The 20,522-nt window shown below is 31.0% G+C and carries 20 protein-coding genes; 19 read left to right on the top strand and 1 reads right to left on the bottom strand.

The genetic code is table 11. The features are described 5' to 3' along the window. Nucleotides 1–221: 221 nt before the first annotated feature. From O4O04_RS09540 to O4O04_RS20480, 17 genes are all read left to right on the top strand, one after another. Nucleotides 222–992 (top strand): hypothetical protein, encoded by a 771-nt coding sequence (locus tag O4O04_RS09540; protein WP_272535667.1) that lies wholly within the window; start codon nt 222–224, stop codon nt 990–992. A gap of 203 nt (nt 993–1,195) precedes the next feature. After that, nucleotides 1,196–1,702 carry a DUF2628 domain-containing protein gene (locus O4O04_RS09535; protein WP_272535666.1) on the top strand — a complete coding sequence of 169 codons (507 nt, stop codon included), beginning with the start codon at nt 1,196–1,198 and terminating at the stop codon, nt 1,700–1,702. Nucleotides 1,703–2,208: 506 nt separating this feature from the next. Beyond that, nucleotides 2,209–3,294: a WG repeat-containing protein gene (locus O4O04_RS09530; protein WP_272535664.1), complete on the top strand. Its 1,086-nt coding sequence runs from the start codon at nt 2,209–2,211 to the stop codon at nt 3,292–3,294. Between the two features lie 270 nt (nt 3,295–3,564). Further along, complete coding sequence (locus tag O4O04_RS09525) at nt 3,565–4,038, top strand: hypothetical protein (RefSeq protein ID WP_272535662.1); 474 nt, start codon at nt 3,565–3,567, stop codon at nt 4,036–4,038. A gap of 186 nt (nt 4,039–4,224) precedes the next feature. Then, a complete protein-coding gene (locus tag O4O04_RS09520; protein WP_272535661.1) occupies nt 4,225–5,241 on the top strand; it encodes an SIR2 family protein in 1,017 nt (338 codons plus the stop codon). A 209-nt stretch (nt 5,242–5,450) separates the two neighbouring features. Then, nucleotides 5,451–5,663, top strand: coding sequence for a hypothetical protein (locus tag O4O04_RS09515; protein WP_272535659.1), 213 nt, complete (start codon nt 5,451–5,453; stop codon nt 5,661–5,663). Between the two features lie 25 nt (nt 5,664–5,688). Beyond that, nucleotides 5,689–6,627 carry a hypothetical protein gene (locus O4O04_RS09510; RefSeq protein WP_272535658.1) on the top strand — a complete coding sequence of 313 codons (939 nt, stop codon included), beginning with the start codon at nt 5,689–5,691 and terminating at the stop codon, nt 6,625–6,627. A 123-nt stretch (nt 6,628–6,750) separates the two neighbouring features. Continuing rightward, on the top strand, nt 6,751–8,136 hold the full coding sequence (dgt, locus tag O4O04_RS09505; RefSeq protein WP_272535657.1) for a dGTP triphosphohydrolase: 1,386 nt from the start codon (nt 6,751–6,753) through the stop codon (nt 8,134–8,136). Further along, nucleotides 8,129–8,941 (top strand): hypothetical protein, encoded by an 813-nt coding sequence (locus tag O4O04_RS09500; RefSeq protein ID WP_272535656.1) that lies wholly within the window; start codon nt 8,129–8,131, stop codon nt 8,939–8,941. Before dgt ends, O4O04_RS09500 begins: the two co-directional genes overlap by 8 nt. A gap of 216 nt (nt 8,942–9,157) precedes the next feature. Then, complete coding sequence (locus O4O04_RS09495) at nt 9,158–10,207, top strand: hypothetical protein (protein ID WP_272535655.1); 1,050 nt, start codon at nt 9,158–9,160, stop codon at nt 10,205–10,207. Beyond that, complete coding sequence (locus O4O04_RS09490; RefSeq protein WP_272535653.1) at nt 10,204–11,736, top strand: PIN domain-containing protein; 1,533 nt, start codon at nt 10,204–10,206, stop codon at nt 11,734–11,736. Before O4O04_RS09495 ends, O4O04_RS09490 begins: the two co-directional genes overlap by 4 nt. Then, entirely contained in the window at nt 11,714–12,082 is a 369-nt protein-coding gene (locus O4O04_RS09485) for an ASCH domain-containing protein (protein WP_272535652.1), read from the top strand. The genes O4O04_RS09490 and O4O04_RS09485 overlap by 23 nt, the downstream gene beginning before the upstream one ends. A gap of 264 nt (nt 12,083–12,346) precedes the next feature. Further along, the gene (locus O4O04_RS09480; RefSeq protein WP_442915939.1) at nt 12,347–13,051 is read left to right on the top strand and encodes a YqjF family protein; all 705 of its coding nucleotides are present in this window, start codon (nt 12,347–12,349) and stop codon (nt 13,049–13,051) included. A gap of 73 nt (nt 13,052–13,124) precedes the next feature. Further along, nucleotides 13,125–14,045, top strand: coding sequence for an SH3 domain-containing protein (locus tag O4O04_RS09475; RefSeq protein WP_272535650.1), 921 nt, complete (start codon nt 13,125–13,127; stop codon nt 14,043–14,045). A 209-nt stretch (nt 14,046–14,254) separates the two neighbouring features. Then, nucleotides 14,255–15,082 carry a DUF2971 domain-containing protein gene (locus O4O04_RS09470; RefSeq protein ID WP_272535649.1) on the top strand — a complete coding sequence of 276 codons (828 nt, stop codon included), beginning with the start codon at nt 14,255–14,257 and terminating at the stop codon, nt 15,080–15,082. A gap of 191 nt (nt 15,083–15,273) precedes the next feature. Further along, entirely contained in the window at nt 15,274–16,644 is a 1,371-nt protein-coding gene (locus O4O04_RS09465) for an ATP-binding protein (RefSeq protein WP_272535647.1), read from the top strand. Then, nucleotides 16,619–16,978, top strand: coding sequence for an HNH endonuclease (locus O4O04_RS20480; RefSeq protein ID WP_442915938.1), 360 nt, complete (start codon nt 16,619–16,621; stop codon nt 16,976–16,978). Before O4O04_RS09465 ends, O4O04_RS20480 begins: the two co-directional genes overlap by 26 nt. Here O4O04_RS20480 and O4O04_RS09460 read toward each other — a convergent pair. Next, the gene (locus tag O4O04_RS09460; RefSeq protein WP_272532316.1) at nt 16,975–18,231 is read right to left on the bottom strand and encodes an IS256 family transposase; all 1,257 of its coding nucleotides are present in this window, start codon (nt 18,229–18,231) and stop codon (nt 16,975–16,977) included. The genes O4O04_RS20480 and O4O04_RS09460 overlap by 4 nt on opposite strands. 585 nt (nt 18,232–18,816) lie before the next feature. Between O4O04_RS09460 and O4O04_RS09455 the strand changes: the two genes are divergently transcribed. Further along, nucleotides 18,817–19,422: an AbiU2 domain-containing protein gene (locus O4O04_RS09455; protein WP_272535646.1), complete on the top strand. Its 606-nt coding sequence runs from the start codon at nt 18,817–18,819 to the stop codon at nt 19,420–19,422. A 255-nt stretch (nt 19,423–19,677) separates the two neighbouring features. Continuing rightward, the gene (locus tag O4O04_RS09450) at nt 19,678–20,412 is read left to right on the top strand and encodes a hypothetical protein (protein WP_272535644.1); all 735 of its coding nucleotides are present in this window, start codon (nt 19,678–19,680) and stop codon (nt 20,410–20,412) included. The last annotated feature ends 110 nt before the right edge of the window (nt 20,413–20,522 follow it).

Here is a 20,522-nt window from a genome sequence, read left to right as displayed (position 1 = left end):
TCTCGCGTCTTGGAAATCGTAATGAGTGGGCAACAACACATAACAACGACCATCCGCTGCGCCCTGAATTTCGTAAACTCATCCAGGGCTTGGTCTTCGACACATAAATCCTGTCACGATTCTTGCAAAGGCAAGAATACGTGCCAACGCTAACGTCTCCTTTGGAGACTCAGCTAGGATTTACGTCGGATAGTCGGACCGTTATGCGTAATGGATTTAAAATGCACAAATTAATAATAATATTAATAATAAATATATTTTTTACCGTAATTTCCTGTAATCAAAATAAAAATATATCTGATAATCATCCTATTTTATCAAATGTATTAAAAACAAATAGTTTTAAGGACAGTTCTGGTATGCATTCTATGTATTTAGAAATCTACAATGATAATACTTTTATTTTTGCATACGGATCAGAAGGATGGTATTGGTATAATAAAGGTAATTATATAGTTGAAAATGAATTATTAAAATTAAAATCAACTTATTGCGGATCTGACAGTTCTATGAAACAAAATTGTAAATCTACATTTTTAAGCGGAGTTTGCTATATTCAAAGTTCACCCGAAGATTTAGAATATGAATATCAACTTGTTTGCAAGTCTCAGAATAAATTCAAAATCTATACGAATTTCGATAAACCAAACGATACTATCATTTTTCCAATAAAAAGTCATCTTAATCCAATAAATAGTAAGCGTAAATTCAAAGGCATTTCAGTTGTCACATTAGGTAATGTCGTCGGTGAAGTAAGTGAGCCAGTCATTATCCGGACTGGACCTGGAGTCGAATTTTCGAAAGAGGAATATATAGTTAATGCGTATGATGGACCTTACTTGAATAGCATTCCTAAAGGAACAAAAGTTGTAATTCATGCACGAACAGAGCAAAAAACAAAAGTAAATAACTGGGAAAATTATTGGTTATTGATCAGTGTAAATGATAATTACAAAGTTTGGGTATATGGGGAATTCATCTTATTTAATTAAAATCCACTACGCATAACTTCGGATTGCCGTTTCGTTCGGGTCAAGCCCTCACTACAGGCTAAAGCCACATTGGTCTTAGTCACTTCGATTGCTAAGCAATCTCGTGCCAACGGTAACGTGTCCTGCGGACACTCACCTACGACCAACGTCGGCAATCCTACTGCGTTATTCGAAATGTCGTATTAAAAAGGAGAATTAAAAAAATGGAATTAGAAAACGATCAGCGTTCGATAAACGACCAAAGTTTGATTGAAGACTTTTTAATCATTGTAGATGAAAAGAAAAATAATGAGTATTATACCTCTCAATTTTGTGTAACGAAAGAAAATCGAAGAAATATTTATAAATTCAATTTTGCCGCATTAATTTTTGGACACTTTTGGATGCTTTATCGAAATATGATTCTGTTAGGAATAATTTATGGAGCGATTGAAATATTTATTATGATTTATTTGCAAAATATATTACAAATTGACTCCATGTTTTTCATTTTAATTTTATTTTGCTCCATCAGGATAGCTTTCGGATATTACGCAAATCGTATCTATATTGATTTTGCACAAACTAAAATTAGATCATGTCCTATCGATAAATCTAAAATAGATAATCGAATAAAATGGTTAAGGGAAGAAGGTGGAACTTCATATTTTGCCCCGTTTACATTTATGCTACTTTCTAACGCGTATCATATTTTTAATAGGATTTTTTAAAAATATGAAAATTGACTTGTAAGTAAAATAAATTATTTATTCTTAAAGATTTAAATATTCAATTGAAAAAACATAATTTCTAATATTAAACTTATTCCCCTGAAGCAATATTATTAACTTTAATGAAACTTAGTATTTATTGGAAAAATTCAGCGAATTCTGAATTTCAATATCGATTGTGATGATAAATAAAATTTAATGGATTTAATCTGACATTTTAATTCAAAATATTGATTTGAAAGAATCGAAATAAAATTTTTCAGAAAATTCTATGGTTAATATTTTAAGAACGATCGACACTTCGAATAACTCCGCGTTGCTGGACACGTCCTCGCTCCTTTGACCTGAATGAAGAGGAGCTTCAGACCCATTCGGGTGTCACTTCGATTGCTTAGTTCGCTTGGCTCACGCAATCTCGTGCCAACGCTATCGTCTCCGTCGGAGACTCAGCTATCCCGAACGGCAGCAACGCTCCTCGTTATTCGCAATTTTTAAACGGAAGTCTTATGAAAAGATATTTACTATATTTTATTCTAATAATTATTTATAATCCTTCTTTATTTTCAGAAGAAAGAGTGAAATTATATATTGCTTACTCAGAAGGAAAATTCGGATATATTGATTCAAATGGAAAAACAAAGATACCTTTTAAATTTCAGAGTGTGACCAATTTTAGAGGTAAATTTGCAAGAGTGGAAATTGATAATAAATATCATTTTATTGATAAGTCCGGAAAAGAATATTTTTTTGACAATACATATCAAGCTGATTATCTTTTTGATTCTGAAGGTTATATGATTTTCGAATCTTTAGAATCATGCTATCTTGTGAATGAAAATTTTGAAAAAATATTTCCTGCTTTTGCTGGTCGATGTGAAGAATTCGGTGAAGGACTAATGGCAGTACAATTTGATTTTTTTGACGATTCTTCTTATGGATATTTTAATCCAAAAGGAAATTCTATAAAAGGTAAATTTGATTGTGCAAAAAGATTTTCGGAAGGAAAAGCAGCTGTTTGCAGCATTAATAAAGAGAAAGTTTCTAAGATTGGTTTTATTGATCATAATGGAAAATTTGTTATTGATCCTATTTTCGATATTCCTTTGTTAGAGGATCAATTCGGTTTAGAAGTTTCATTTTCAGAATCCAGAGCAAAAGTATTCTCAAATAAAATTGGTAAGTTTGGCTATATTAATGAAAAAGGAATACTAGCTATAGATTATAAGTATCTTCGAGCATCGCACTTTTCGGAAGGATTAGCTGTAGTTTCAAATCCAACCAATTTTAATAAGCAAGAAGTGAAAGAATATATTGATAAGAATGGAAAAGTAATTATAAGTGTGATGGCTATTGAGGCCTATCCTTTTAAAAATGGTATTGCCCGGATTAAAGAATTACCTGGAAAATATTATTGGATAAATAAAAAAGGTAAAAGAGAATTTGAAATTAATTTACAAAATGAATTTATTGAAATTAATGATTTTGACGGTGATTTAGCTTTTTATTTTTCTAATAATTCCAATGAAAGTGGATATGTTAATCGAAAAGGTATGAAAATATTTACTTGGACTTTTACGTTTCCGAAGAACTAAAAACTGCGAATAACTCCGCGTGCTCGGAAACGTCTTCGCTCCTTTGATCTTAAAGTAGAGGAGCTTCAGACCCATTCGGGTGTCACTGCGATTGCTTCTTCGCTTTGCTCAGGCAATCTCGTGCCAACGCTAACGTCTCTTCGAGAATCAGCTATCCCGAACGGCGAGCACGCTCCTCGTTAGCCGTAATGGTTAAATAATCCTTCTTATAATATAATTCTAGTTTTAGTATTGCTTTTTCTATAGATTTTTTGGATATTGAAAAATCATATGCATGAATTAAAAGATAAAAGTGATTTTATTTCTAAGTATTTAGATTATTTAAGTTTAGGCGACAAAGATAAGTTGTTTGAATTTAATTTAAAAACATCTTATTTTTTCATAATTTTATGGTTTATTGTTCTTCTATTTTTTACAGGTTTTTTGATTGTATCAGATAGAAAAATTCTATCTATAGCTCATGATTTAACCAAAATTTTTAAATATATTGAAATAAATTACGTTCATTTAAAAGTTTTTAACTTAGTCATGCTAATAATTTCTAGTAATAGATTAAACGCTGCTTTTAATAGAAGAAATCGTTTACTTAATAATCTCCAAGGTTTTAGAATTTTATTAGATTATATGCGTGTTGATGAAAAAGATTTATTTAAAAATTTACAAATAATTTTTCCTAGAGTAGATACTATTGAATTAATGAATTTTTCTAAATCAGCTTTTAAAAGAAGATCTTTAAAAAAATAACCACTACGGCTAACTTCGGATTGCCGTTTCGTTCGGGTCAAGCCCTCACTACAGGCTTCGCCACATTGGTCTTAGTCACTTCGATTGCAAAGCAATCTCGTGCCAACGGTAACGTGTCCTTGCAGGACACTCACCTACGACCAACGTCGGCAATCCTACTGCGTTAGAAGTAATTATATATAAATAATGAATAAACACCAAAATATCGTTTTTTTTATTGGAGCTGGTTTTTCTGCACCGTCAGGAATTCCCATAATGGGGAATTTTATTAATAAAGCAAAAGATCTTTATTTTTCAGATCCTGACTCTTATTTAATCATTCTTGAAACATTACAATTAATAGAAAGATACTCATTAGTTAAAAATTACATGAACGTCAACTTATTCAATATTGAAGATCTCCTTTCTATAGCATACATGGATTCCTTAATACAAAAAGACACAAAGTCCTTAGATAATATTACCCATTTTATCAAGACGGTCATTACCTCCTATACCGATCCTAATTCAAATCACTTAAATTCTTTTACCAAATTAGTTACAAATATTAAGATCTCCAATACCCAAACGAAAGCTATTATAGGTTCGAAGAGTTATACACAGTTTAACCCAGATGGAATAAAATTTGCAGATACAAAATTCGCTATAATCAGCCTTAATTACGATATGTTAATAGAAAATGCTCTTTCCAATAATTTATTAGAAATATCTAACTATTATTCAGTTAGTCAGCGTATAAATCCTTTTGAAAACTTAATTAGACCAGTAAAATCGCCAAAAAATGAAGGCGTACCTTTTGCTAAATTACACGGCTCTCTTGACACAAGAATTATACCTCCTACATGGAATAAGAATATTGAAAAAGACATTCATGAGGATTGGGAACTCGCTTCGGAGGTTATTAGCAATGCAACACACATAATATTTCTAGGCTATTCATTACCGGTGACCGATAACTATATCAAATTTTTATTTTCAAGTTCGCTTAGCAGAAATAATAAGCTCAAATATATTTCTGCAATAACAATTGACAACGATAACAATACGAAAAATAGATTTAATGCTATGTTTGAACAAAATTTTACTTTTCACAATACAAATTTAGAAAATTTTTTTCTATTTACTAAAGAAATGGATCGAAGCATATACTTTGACTTCGACAATTTTGACGTTAATTTTGCAAAGTTTGTTTCCATGCTTTAAATTCCTCCGGCTAACTCCGGGTAACTGAAAACATCCTCGCTCCTTTGTCCTGGATGAAGAGGAGCTTCAGACCCATTCGGATGTCACTGCGTTTGCTTCTTTGCTAGGCTCAAGCAATCTCGTGCCAACGCAAACGTCTCCAACGGAAACTTAGCTACTCCGAACGGCGAGCACGCTCCTCGTTAGCCGAAATTAACAAAAGGATTACCATGAAATACATATTAATAATTTTATTACTTAGTTTTAAAATTTACGGTCAAGAAAATGACATACCAACAAAAAGTAGTGAAAATATTAAAACTACTGAACGTAGGTTAGAAGAATTAAATAGGAATATTTTAATAATTAATGAAGAGATTCTAAAATTAAAGTATACAGAACATGAGCTAAAATTAACTAAATCGGGATCAGGGCAATCATGATACATTATTTACCAGTATTGGAACAGTGTTTACAATTTTTTCAATTTTACTAGGTACATTTGCAGTGGGTTTGCCAGCTTACGTGTACTACTACAATATAAAACCATCAAGAAAGATTGCAAAAATTTTAAAAAATAAATTCAATGAGTATTATAGAGAATTCGAAAAAGAGCAAATTGACCAAGCTATAAATAATCTTTCATCATCGGATTTTTCATTAAAATCTTTTTCTTCTACAGCTTTATTACTAAGGCAAACCTATGATTTTTCACGTGAACAAATATTTAATATAATTGATATCTCGCAAAAAGAATCTGATTTTAACATAATCAATAGCATGGAAGTTATCCTTGCAGCCCATCCAGATCCTTTAGTAGATAATTATTTCCAAAACCGATTTTTAAACACAAACCATATTAATTATGCGATGAAGTATTTTTTATTTTCAGGATTTGACAAGTTTATTTCTGTATTTTTGCAAAAGATAATTTCCTCTCCTCCTGAGAAAAATACGTTCATAAGCGTAATCTCTTCTCTAAAATCCTTATCGGAAAATGCTACTATTGAATTATTTAATAATGAATTATTTACCGAAATGATTAATAATGAAATACTACTAAAGAACAAATCTTTTATAGAAAAATTATTTTTTGAATCAAAGTCTCAAAATGATTATGAAAAAACATCCTTATTTTTGAAAGCAAAAGAACTGCAAATAGACAGAAATTTGAACAAAGAAATTTTAGAGTCAGGCATTAAGAAGAGCGAGTATGATATCCAAATAAAATTAAAACTCGAAAAGTATGGACTCGTCAGAAAGAATAATTTAATATTAGATAAAGACGGTAATGAACAAAAAAGAAAGATTTTTGCTTACGGTGCATTTGGACCAATAACGGTAAATGAAGTGATCGTTATAGACGGTATTAATATTCCAATTGAAGAAATTCCGATAGATAAATAGTATCAAATTCGGCTAACTCAGGCAATCTCGAACCAATGCTAACTTCTCTGCTAGACTCAGCTATCCCGAACGGCAAGCACGATCCTCGTAATGCGATATTATCACTAAAATTAAGGAGTTTATATGAGCGTTTGGAAAAAATTAATGAATGATGAAAGAAGGAAGACAAAGGATTCTGAAATTAAGAATAGAACTGAGATTGAAAGAGATTATGATAGAATTCTTTTTTCTACTCCAGTTAGAAGATTAGCTGATAAAACACAAGTCTTTCCACTAGAAAAAAATGATAGTATCAGGACAAGATTGACTCATTCACATGAAGTTTCAAATCTAGCTAGGTCTATCGGAACAATCCTGGCATATGAGCACCATGAAGAACTTAAGTTACCGGAAGATTTTAATTATAAGCGAAATTTACCAGCACTTTTAGCTACTATTGGATTAGCGCATGATTTAGGAAATCCGCCATTTGGTCACCAAGGAGAAAAAGCAATACAAAGCTGGTTTAAAGATAATAAAAGTAAAATGTCATCTCTAAATAAAAGAGAAAAGAATGATTTTTTATTATTTGAAGGAAATGCGCAAACGTTTAGATTATTAACGAGATTGCAAATTTTAGATGACGATTATGGATTAAATTTAACTTTTGCAACCTTAGCTTCTATTATAAAATATCCATTAGATTCTTACTGTTTTACGAAGAAAAAGACTAAAGGTAAGATTTTTAAAAAACATGGATATTTTTATTCTGAAAAAGAAATTGTTGAGGAAGTTAAGAAAGCATGCGGCTTAAAAATGGATCAGAGACATCCTTTGACATTTATTATGGAAGCATGTGATGATATAGCATATTCAGTGCTTGATGCAGAAGATTCAGTAAAAAAGGGTATTGTTTCTTTTAGTGATCTAATTGATTTTTTAGAATTTGAAGAAGATGATAAGATAATTAAAGAAGTGGTTAAATCAGCTAAGAATAAAAATATGGAATACAAAAAGATAGGGTTATCACCCTTAGAACTAAATGATATTTCGATGCAAAAATTTAGAGTATTTGCTATTAGCAGCATGATAGCTCAAACTAAAAATTCATTTCTGAGTAACTTTGATAATATTATTAATGGAAATTTTGTAGAAGATTTAATATCGAAAAGTGAAGCAAATACGCTTTGTAAAAAAATAAAAGATTTTGATGTTAGGAACGCATATAAAAATAAATCTGTTTTAGAGATTGAATTAGTTGGATATCAAACTATTAGGGGTTTAATGGATTTAATATGGAGTATTTTTGAAAATGAAGATAAAATCATTAAGAGAAAAATGAAAAATACCACTCCGCTTGCAGCTTATATTTATAGTAGAATTTCAGAAAACTATAGAAGAGTATTCGAAAGTAAAGAAAATAAAATGAAAAGTGATTATAGAAAATTTCAACTAATGACGGACATGATATCTGGAATGACAGATTCCTTTGCGATATCTATTCATGAAGAATTAAAAAAGTATGCTTGAAGATTCGTTTGTATATTCTGAATATTTATTAAGGAAACGTTTAGAATATTTTTTAACAACAAATAAATTAAACAGAAATGAGATTAAAGAATTTATAGAGTTTATAAGAAAAGAATCGAATGTTGTGATATTTGGTGGAATGTTGCGAGATTTATCACTTTCTGATAATAAATTATTTAGATCAGACATTGATCTAGTGGTAGATTCTATTAATCAAAGAGAATTATATAAATTAATTAAGAAATATAATCCCATTATGAATAAATTTGGAGGATTTCGAATTTTATTGAATAAATGGAAGCTGGATATCTGGTCATTAAGTAATACTTGGGCGATAAATGAAGGATTGGTTATAGGTGATAATTTTACTGATTTACTAAAAACATCATTTTTTACCTGGGATGCAATAATTTATGAAATACCAACTAAAAAATTTAAATATTATGATAATTATTTTAAAGATCTTAATTCGGGATTTATCGATATAAATCTAAGAAGTAATCCAAATCCAATTGGGATAACAATTAGGACTTTAAGGATGCTTTTTATGAATAAATGCAAAATATCTTTTGAATTGTTAAATTATATTATCCCGTATTTAAAAAAAATGAGGCCGGAAGACATAGTATCATTCGAAAACAAATCTTTTGAAAAAAAGATTCTCAATAAAGAAAAAATAGAATTGATTAATAAATATATTCATGAGCATGTTCATTCCTATATATATGAACCTTTTGGTCTTCCAGAATTAGAACCACGGTTGCCTTGGAATTTTCAATCCATTAAGAATGCAAACATCGCATAACTCCGCGTGCTCGGAAACTTCGTAGCAATTTTGCCCAAGATGAAGAGGAACTTCAGAATGATTCATTTGTCGCGTCGATTACCCTACTCTTTTAGCTCACAACAATCTCTTGTCAACGCTAACTTCTCCTTTGGAGACTCAGCTATCCGGAATGGCGAGCACGCTCCTCGTTATTCGTCATAACGTAATTTATTATTTATTTACAAAGAGGAACAAATGGAAAATAATTTTTTTGTGTTCACTGAAGCAGATTTAAATATTACTTTCGATAGATTTCATATATGTACTTGGGAATTTATTAACAATTCAGCGCTAATCGAATTCGGCGGAGAAATTAATAATTTTAACCAGATCACAAAGGATCAGATTACAATAGAATTGTTTATTCCCTGGATAACAAAAAAACATACAGTAGTTGACTTGTATAATAACTTAAAAGATTCAGAAAATAGTCGATTTATATTTAACGATTCTGTGTTAAGCACGAAGTCCTTAGACGGAGGTAAAAATAAAAATGGAGTCATACAAGAATTCGAAGAAAGAAAACCATTGTGTATCATTCCAATCAAAGATTCTATAAACGCTGACAAAAGAACAATTAACGTTCAAATAGACCTTAAACCTATAAAAGAAAATCAAATTAAAGATCAAACGAATATCTATTTTAGATTCTACATTGAGGTAAGTAACCATTTACTTTCAATTAGAAAGAATGGAATAAGTAGATCAACAGTAATTTATGATATAAAAGTAAATGAAAAGCGAAATCTTCCGCCAGATTTTTCAAGGAAATCTTTTTGTAAAATAAATAAATGCTTCTATTTCAATATACTACCAAATTCTTTTGAAATGGCTTTTTACGATACAAATGCTCTAAAAAACGTGAGAACACTCGAGTTTGATTCCTTTAAAAAATATCTTGATGATAGCCGAGTTAAAGAGAACGAACTTGTCGTAGTATTCAACAAAAAACAAGGAGAAGAAAGTTATTCCTTCTTTTCTATATATTCAAAAGAAAGAATTGGACCTGGACAATTTGCACTTGCAACGTTTGTTAACTTAATATGTGGTATATTATTATTTCTACCAAATCATAGAGCTGGCTTAGAGAATAATTTACCTTATATTGACTTAGTCACTCGTCTTCCCGTTGAAGTTTACATCTCAGCAATAATCGGTTTTACAATTGTTATTTATTTTATATGGCCAAAAATCACATCTTTGTACGAAAAATTTATTTCAAAATTTAAAAGAAGAAAATTATGAATGTATTATTAGATACAAATATAGTAATACACAGAGAAGCCAGTCAGATTTTAAACAAAGACATAGGAATTCTTTTTAAATGGCTTGAGAAAGGTAAATATACAAAATTTATTCACCCTGTAACCATAAAAGAGATTGAAAAAAATAGTAATGTTTCCACAAGAAATACATTTAAAATTAAATTAGAAAGTTATCAATTACTTAAAACGACTACTCAGTTAAACTCTGATGTCATGATGGTTTCAGCTAAGTTTGACATAAGTGAGAATGATCGAAATGATTCAATATTATTAAACGAAGTTTATACCGGAAGAATTGATTTCTTAATAACAGAAGATAAGAAAATTCATACAAAAGCAGAATACTTAAATATAAGTGACAGAGTATTCAAAATAGACTCTTTTCTGGAAAAAGTAGTTTCAGAAAACCCAGACTTACTTGATTATAAAGTTCTTTCCGTTAAGAAAAAATATTTTGGAGAAGTCAATATAAATGATCCATTCTTCGACAGTTTTAAAGAAGATTATGCTGATTTTGAAAAGTGGTTTCTAAAGAAATCAGATGAAATTGCTTACGTAACAATAAATCGAGATAAAATTTTATCTTTCTTGTATCTAAAGGTTGAAGATAGGAATGAAAATTATTCTGATATTACTCCAAATTTTAATCAGAACAAAAGGCTAAAAATAGGTACTTTTAAAGTTATAAACAATGGAGTTCGTCTAGGGGAACGATTTATTAAAATAATTTTTGATAATGCTCTTCAATTTAAAGTCGATGAGATATACGTAACTATCTTTGAAAAAAGAGAAGAGCAACAAAGACTAATATCTTTACTCGAAGAATGGGGATTCTATTTTCATGGAACTAAATCAGGAACTAACGGAATCGAAAAGGTGTACGTTCGAAATTTTCTACCTAAATTTAATAGTCAAAACCCTAAACTAACATTCCCTTACATATCTATGAATAATAATATTTTTATGATTCCGATCTATCCCGATTACCATACAGAACTACTGCCAGATTCAATATTAACTACTGAATCTTCAACAGATTTTGTAGAAAATCAACCGCATCGAAATGCAATAAGTAAAGTTTACATATCTCGCTCGATTGAAAGAGGTATCAGTAAAGGAGATCTAATAATTTTCTATCGAACCGCAGCCAAAGATAGATCAGCATATTATAGTAGCGTGATAACTACAATTGCAATTGCAGAAGGAAAAATTGATCAAATTTTGGATGAAAATGATTTTATATTGAAATGTAGAAAAAGAAGTGTTTTCTCAGATGAAGAAATTGGTAAATTTTGGAATTGGAATAAAGACAATAGACCATTCATAATCAACTTCTTATATACTCAATCATTTCCAACAGGAAAGAGAATAAATAGGCAAAGGCTTCTTGAGCTAGGAATATTAACCGGACATAGCGATGAGATCAGAGGCTTGAAAAGAATCAATAAAGAACAATTTAAATTAATTTTGAAGGAAACAGAAACAAATGAAAGTCTTATTGTCGATTAAACCTGAATATGCCGAGAAAATTTTCAATGGAACAAAAAAATTCGAATTTCGACGATCCATTTTCAAAAACAAAGATATTAAAACGATTGTAGTTTACGCTTCGTCACCAATTCAAAGAGTAATAGGTGAATTCGAAATTGACTACATTGTAAATGCAGACTTAAATAAATTATGGGATAAAACCAAAAACCACTCTGGAATCTCAGAAAAATATTTTTTTGATTACTTTAAAAATAAAAATAAAGGTTATGCAATAAAAATAATAAATACAAGGCGATATAAGAAACACTTACTGATAAAAGAAGACCTTAAAGTATCACCCCCACAATCCTTTTGCTATTTGTAAGATTATTAAATAATACAAAGTTTATCTGATATTCTCCTGTTCAGCAATATTTAAATGAAACGATACGCCATATAACTCCTCTTTGCTGAAAATGTCGTTGCACCTTTTTCTTTAAATTAGAGGAGCTTCAGACCCATTCGGGTGTCACTGCGATTGCCCTGCTCGCTTCGCTCACAGCGATCTCATACCTACGCTAACGTCTCCTTTGGAGACTCAGCTCTCCCGAACAGCGAGCACACTCCTCGTTAGCCAACATCCTTTAAAATGGATACAGTGAAACAAGAATTACTAAATCATCTTGACCATCGACCATGGGATTTACCAAAGAGAAAATGGTTTTGGTACCAAGAATGGAACAATGCGATATTTCTACATTACAAAGTAGAAGATAATCTTTTAAGAAAATTCATTCCAAAGAACTTAGATTTAGATTATTTTAATAACGAAACTTGGATTTCAGTTGTAGCTTTCACAATGAATAAAATTCATATTCGAAATACTTTTCAAATCAGACCAATTTCCAATTTTCATGAAGTTAATCTCAGAACCTATGTAAAAATGGATGAAAAACAAGGTGTTTATTTTTTGAGTATTGAAGCCGAAAAAATTATTCCTACAATTTTAGCCAATATGATGTCTGGATTACCTTACAAGCATTCGAATATTTCAAGAAATCCTGATTCCTTCAGATTAACAGGGAAAAGAAGTGAAATTAATATTAAATATAATATTTCGGGTAAAAAAAATCCTACAAAATTAGATCAATGGCTGACCGAAAGATACTGCTTATATAAGAATCACAATGAAAATTTAAATCGATTAGAAATTCACCATAAACCTTGGGAATTAATGAGTATTAATATTACAGGTCTAAATATAAAATACAATGAATTTAGACATTGGGTCGATTTTAATAAACCTTTCTGTTCTCATTTCTCTCCAGGTGTTAAAGTAATAGCTTGGACTTAGTAATGCACTGCGGCTTATCCCGTGTGCTCGGAAACGTCCTCATTCCTTTGATTTGAGTGAAAAGGATAAATATATGAAATTAATAACAATTATATTAACATTTTTTGTTTTTACTCTAAATTGTAAAAAAGAAAATGTAGATCACGATATTAAATTAAAAATTAAGCATTCACCAAATGAGATGACTATAAAAGCGAAAGGAGGGTTAAGACTTAGAGATTTTCCTGGTATATCTGGAAAAATCATTACTGTTATTCCAGATGGTTCTAAAGTCAAAATATTTCAATACGCTTCGGATACTGAAAAACATGATGGTGTTTACGGTCGCTGGCAGAAGGTAGTGTACAACCAATATTCTGGTTTTGTATTTTCTGGATTCTTAGTCTATGAAAACCTGTCTCAATATGAAGAAGTTCCATACGTCTTCAGTTCCGAAATTGAATCTAAAATAAAAAGTTTATTTGATTATAATTTATTAGATGAAATCGATTTCAGTAAGGAATCGAGATTACCCGAACTAGAAGAAAGCAAATTAGAAAATCTAGAAGAATTTTTTATCAACGGATATAGAATTATCTCTATTTCACCAAAGGAAGAAGGTTGCTCTTTTTTTGGAGAAGCTAATTGTATAAATATAATCGAGAAGGATCGAAAATATTTGACCTCCGATTTAAATAGAAAATCTTTCGGTAAATTCGAAATGCAAAATGAGAATATAGAATTTTTTATTGAAGCAGGTTGTGGGACAACTTGCGATTTTAGTTATAACTCAACCAGATATATATTAAATACCAAAACCAATTCATTTTATAGAAAAGAAGAATATATTTCTGAAAACCACTGCATAAACGAATTGAGTGAATTCGAACCTGAATGCAAACTTTGTACAGAAGGTTTTAAAAGTGAGCGATTAATTACTACGATTACACATGAATTAAGTTTTGATGGAAAAATTATTAAAAGTGATCGGAAGAATGAAGTAATAAAAGAATAGAACGGCGCATAACTCCGCGTGCTCGGAACCGTCTTTTCTCCCTACCCTGATTGAAAAAGAGCTTCCGGTCCATTCGGAGGTCACTGTGATTGATTTCTTCGAATTCAATCAGGAAATCTCGTTCCAACGCCAACGTCTCCTTTCGGGACTCGGCTATCCCGAACGGCAAGCACTCTCCTCGTTAGCTGCCATTTTAGTAATTTAAAATTATGATTTATCAATACGCATCACTGGGAAAATACCATTTATCGAATCTTAAAAATAGATGGATACATTTTTCAAATGTTAATGCTTTTAATGATCCATTTGATTCTGAAATCAGAGTGAGGCATGAAGGTACCGAAGAGCAGTGGCGAAATTATCTGAAAAAGATAGGTGAAAATCCGAAGAGTATAAATCGGAAAATTTGGATGCTTAAAGCTATTGCGGTTGCTAATAATAGAGATCAGAATAAATTATATTTTCCTCGAAAAGAAAATATTAGGTATAATGCATATGTTACATGCTTTTCTCGTCGATTTGACAGCATCCTGATGTGGTCTCATTATGCTCACAATCATACTGGCTTTACACGCGGTTTTGAAACTAAAATAGAAGAAAATCTTGAATACATTGACATTGAAAAAGGCCAGCTAGAATACCTTAAATTCGGTGACGTTGGTCGAATTGTTTTATTTGATGTGCAATATAGTAGCGACCCACCGCCAACAGCTAATGGACTTCTCGAAGATAAATATGTTGAACGATTTTTGAAAACTAAATACATTGACTGGGCTTATGAGCAGGAGGTTCGAGCATTCTGTTTGAATTCATGGATAAAAAATGAAGATATTATACATTCAACAGATTGCTTAAAGGAGATTATTTTCGGCCTAAAAACACCTATTGAGGATATGAAGAGTATGACGTTAGCATTAAAGGAAAGCGGGGCTAGAGACGTAAAACTATATCGCTGCGAAAGATTACCAGACTCATTTCAGATCCAGAAAAGAGAAATATTTGATTTAGATAGTGAAACAAACAATAACGGCAGCTAACTCCGCGTGCTCGGAAACGTCCTCGCTCCTTTGCCTTGGGTGAAGAGGAGCTTCAGACCCATTCGGGTGTCACTGCGATTGCTTTCTTCGCTTTGCTCAGGCAATACTCGTGGCAACTGTAACGTCTCTGCGAGACTCATCTAGACCGAACGGCAGTAACGCTCCTCGTTCGTTGGGCGCCATAGGAAAAAATGTTTAAAATACTAAAATTTAAAAACAAATTCCACTCATTTGCACTAAATGAAGGGAAAACCTCAGAGAAAAGTAATTTTTTTACTATTTTAATTGGTAACAATGGAACCGGAAAAAGTAATATTCTACGTGACATTATAAAATTCTTTGTATCTATTAAATTAGAATTAGATACCGATATTAAATCGATCGGAACACCGAAAAAAATATTTGCTTTAACTAATACACAATCCGATAAATTTCCTTACGATAAATTTGAAAAATTCAAAAAAGATCCCATTAAATATAACAATAGTAAATATTTTTACCTTGGATCAAAGAATTCATATGGTTCAAACAACAGAACTTATCAACTCTCCCGTGCGATTGATATTATTATTAGCAATTTTAAAAGTATAAAACTGTTCGAAAAACTAAATGAAGTTTTTAAATTTCTGGAACTTCAACCTATCATTAAAATTGATTTTAATTTTACTAAGAACACTTTAGAAAATATCGGTAAATTAAAGGAACTGGATTTAGAAGATTTTTATCATTATTTAGATCAGAATTTAGACGAGGACATAATAGACAATCAAAGAATTTTAAAAAACTATCGGGAACTCTTTAACTATATAGATCGAATTAATGAGAAATTAGAAAAAAATCAGAATAAAATTAGCTTAATATTGAATTTCTCAGATAAGTTCATTGAAAAGCGGCTAAATATTGCAGACATGTATGTAAATCTTTTCGCAGAGTATGCAGTCCTTCATTACCTTCAGGAACGCCAAATATTAAAGAAAAAAACAATAAAAATATATAACTCGAATAATGCAGAATTTGATTTTAAAGAAGCAAGTTCAGGTGAATCGAATATGCTTGTTCAATTACTACCACTATGCGCACTCCTTCAAGATGATTCCTTGATTATCATCGATGAACCTGAAGTGAGCTTACACCCTCTGTGGCAATCTAAATACTTAGAGCTATTAAACAAGATTTTAATCGACTCGAATGGATGTCATGTATTCATTGCCACTCATTCACATCTTTTACTCGCTGATATACCAATTGAAAATAGTGAAGTAATAATATTAAGGAAAGATAAAAATGAATTAAGATCAAAGAAAATTGATTATTCAACCTTCGGCTGGTCTGCAGAAAACATTCTCTTAGAAGTTTTTAAAATGCCTACTACGAGGAATTTTTATACTGCTGAACTTGTATCAAGAGCTTTAGAAATATTAGCAGAACCAAATAATAATATCAATGAGTTAAATATAATTAAAAGGCAATTAAATGAAATTTTTCCAAATCTTAAAAATTACGACCCTCTGCACTTTATCATATCTGAAATACTAAATGAAAACAATTTTCGAAAAAATTAATCGACCATATAAAAAATTAAAAAACGATAATCTATTGATTAGGCTAAATTATTTTGACTATAAGGATTGGGATAAAGGAATATTTTCTAATTTGAAAGAGAAGATAAAAAATCACCTAAGAAAAGAGCAAAATAATCAGTGCTGCTATTGTCGTTCTAAGCTAGGATTTGATATACGCCAGACAGAAATTGAACATATAATTGCCAAATCCAAAGAGAAAAACTTTACATTCATTTCAAAGAATCTTGCTCTCTGTTGTCCGGGCTGTAACTCATCAAAATCAACCAAAAATGTTTTGAAGAGATTGTCCCAAAAACCGTTAGAAATCAATTAGGCGGATAAAGATATATTCATCTCTGTAAAGTTTTCTTCAATTACTTTTTTATTGGCTAAATAATTGGATAGAAATTTTTCTATTTCTTTGTATCCTTTTACTTTTCTGAAATGAAGCTCTTGTGCATATAGGAGAGCTGCTGTCCATCGTGTTGTCATGTCTCGATTTTTACGCCACCTTTTTACTCGGTTCATTTGAAATCTTGGATGTGAAAAGGCTGAATCAATGGGATTCGTTGATTGAAATGTTTTTCGAATTTCGATTGGTAATTGGATTCTATGACAAGTCAATAGATTGTCTTGACCTTCTAACAGACTCATCTTAGCTGTTTCACTGATATTCCCTAACCAATGTTCCATTGCTTTCAAAGATTCTTTAGCCTTCGAGTATTCATTCAAATTGAAAATTGCTTTATATTCAATTTGAAATTCATCATGATATTCTTTGGGCAAGCACGCTTTTATATTTCTCATTTTATGTAAAATACACCTTTGGTGATCATAGTTTTCACCAAAGTATTGCTTAATGCCTTTCTCAATTCCTTTTGAACCATCTGAGACAACCAAAACCCGTTCAGTAAGTGAAATTTCACGATCTTGTAGTTTCCTTAAAGCAGATAATACTATTTCAGAATGTTCACTTGAGCCTTGTACCACCGACAAAAAATGCTTGTGTCCTTCTTTATCTACACCTAATACAACTACTATCACTTCATCCGCTACATGAATACCATCAATGAAAATGGAAAAGAATTCTTTGCCTGGAAATTTTCTCGTATTCAGTTTGTTAAAATGTGCTCTAGAAGCATTTACAAATTCTCTGGATATCTTTGATTTTGAAACTCCAAGTTGCTCAGATACATCTTTCAAGCATTCTCTAAATCGCCGTGTCGTTAGACCAGATACCATCAGTTTGAAAACAATTTCTCCAAGATCTGCTTCGGATTTTAAATTTGCATAGCTTTCTAGTAAAACTTCTTGTCCAGATTTTCTGACTCTTGGTTTTTTGATTTTATGTTTCTGACCCAATATTGGAACAAAAACATTCTCTGAACCTGCACGATATGCTAGACTTTCTTCTACTTTACGGCTAAATCTTTTTCCGCATAGGGCTTCGATTTCCTCTTCCATGATCTCTTGGATAAATTCTAAGGATTTTTTTCGGATTTCAGTTTCTATGTTTGATTTTAAAAAAGATCGAAAACTATCAATATTCGATTGACTATTCGATGTGGTTGTGTTTTTATTTTTCATTGGTGGAACCCCTTTATGATTTTGTTGTCCAAAACTATATTATGGACGGGTTCCGCTTTTTTCAATTCCTAACGGTTTTTGAGTCTAGCTCTGTTTTGAATATAAAAATCAATAGATTCTTTAATCGAACTTCGAGTGATTATACAATAGTTCATCCATATTTCGATAAGTATTCTGATCATATAAATATTAAAGGAAGTATAATTTACACAAGCAAAACCTCAAAAGGACTCGACACAATAAGAATATGTGAGCTAAGTAGGTTAACACTAGCAGAGGAGAATGCTAAGAAATTCTATAGTAAACAAAGTAATATTAGATCTATAATTTTTAATTTAATAAACACTATTGAAAGAAAATTGTAATATCCTAAGGTATATAACTCCGCGTGCTCGGAAACGTCTTCGCTCCTTTGCCTTGGGTGAAGAGGAGCTTCAGAGACATTCGGGTGTGACTTCGATTACTTCTTCGCTTTGCTAACGCAATCTCGTGCTAGAGCCAACATCTCTATGAGACTCGGCTTCCCTGAACGGCGAGCATGCTCCTCATTATGCAAAAGGCATAAACTGAGTTTATAAATAAATTATGACTACTATAGAACAATACATTGATTCAATTGAAATCTACTCCAATATTCTATTCTCAAAGATCTCCTTGAAACTAGCTATTTTCAAAGGATTCGAAGAAAAGCTTAAAAATAATTTCAAAGAATTGGCGAATATTTCACCAATTTTTCCATTTATTACAGAATCATTACATGTAGATTGTGTAATTTCTATTTCTAAACTAATAGAAGGAAAAAGATCAAAAAATACAATTCAAATGTTCATGAAATTCATTTCAGAAAATAAAAGTGAAATTTCAAAAAAGTATCCAGATTTAACAATCGAGTTAATAGAAAATCATGAAAAAATCTTAACAAAAATTCAAAGAGAAATTACCAACATCCTTCACCAAAGAGATAAATATTTCGCTCATTCAGACAATGAATATTTCAATTTACAGGGAAAATTGCTTCATGATTTTCCAGAAACATATGATAATTTAACAATTATATTAAATACTTTAATTAGCATCATTACTGATCATCGATTCTTGATCAAGAAAAGCTATCCTGTAAACATGTCAGATTTCGCATATGCACATGTTGAAAGAATGTATCATTTAATTTTAGAATCAAGTGAACAATAGAAAGGCGTAAATAAATAAGGAAAGTTTTATAGGAAATGCCCTTCACATAACTCGGCGTGCTCCGAACCGTCTTCCCTCCCCTGCCCTGATTAAAGAGAAGCATCAGACCCATTCGAGAGCTACTGCGATTGTTTCTTCGCTTACGCTCAGGCATTCTCGCACCAACGCTAACGTCTCCTTCGTGGACTCAGCTATCGACATCTGCGAGCACGATCCTCGTTATACGCCATATTTAAACTTACTTAAGGAATGCGAATGAATGAGGCAAATGTAAAAATCTATATTGATTATTTTCGGAAACATTTTTATGATGTTGTGTCATTAAATAGAGAGCAAAGTGATTTTAAAAAAATTTTGTATTTTACTATAATCGATTCATTGTCTAAATCCATCTATCCAAGTGACGGTAACAGGGAGCGAATATTGAATTTTTTGGAAATAATAGTTGATTGGAAAAATGGACAACTTTTTAGTCTTCCGCACCTTTTTGCATTTTTTAAACTTCTTCCAGAACCCCAATATTTTGAATTGAAAAACTTTATTATCGAAAAATATAAGGCAATGAAGACTGGCTGGGTTTATAGCATAGACGAAATTGATATTTTATATAATGACATTCTTAAATTTAATTCAACAATCATAAATGATATATTTGATAAAAAAAGTAAAAAATCGATTTATCAATTTCAGCACCTAAATTTATTTTATACGTATAGAAATTCTTTAATTCACGAAATGAAGCCCCTTGGTTCAGACAATACCAGAATAAAGAAACAAGAAATACCACATTACTTAAGCCACCTTGAATATCAGGTTGAGCCAGATTTAGTGGAAGGATACTGGCATCTCTCTTATCCAGAAACGTTTCTAAAAAATATCTGTAGGGTTAGCATAATTAAAACCGAAGAATATTTACTTAGGAATGATATAGATCCATATTACAAAACAAATAAGGGTTACTTTTGGATTGAAGGTCTAAATACTATCTAGAAAAATACGGCGTTTAACTCCCCTACCCTGATTGAAGAGGAGCTTCAAACCATTCTAGTGTCACTGCGATTCCTTCATCGCTTTCGCTCATTCAATCTCGTACCAACGTC

Origin of the sequence: Leptospira sp. GIMC2001, from assembly GCF_028462125.1 — a bacterium.
Classification (GTDB): domain Bacteria; phylum Spirochaetota; class Leptospiria; order Leptospirales; family Leptospiraceae.
The sequence above is the reverse complement of the archived record's forward strand: the minus strand, read 5'-3'. Positions and strand labels throughout refer to the sequence as shown.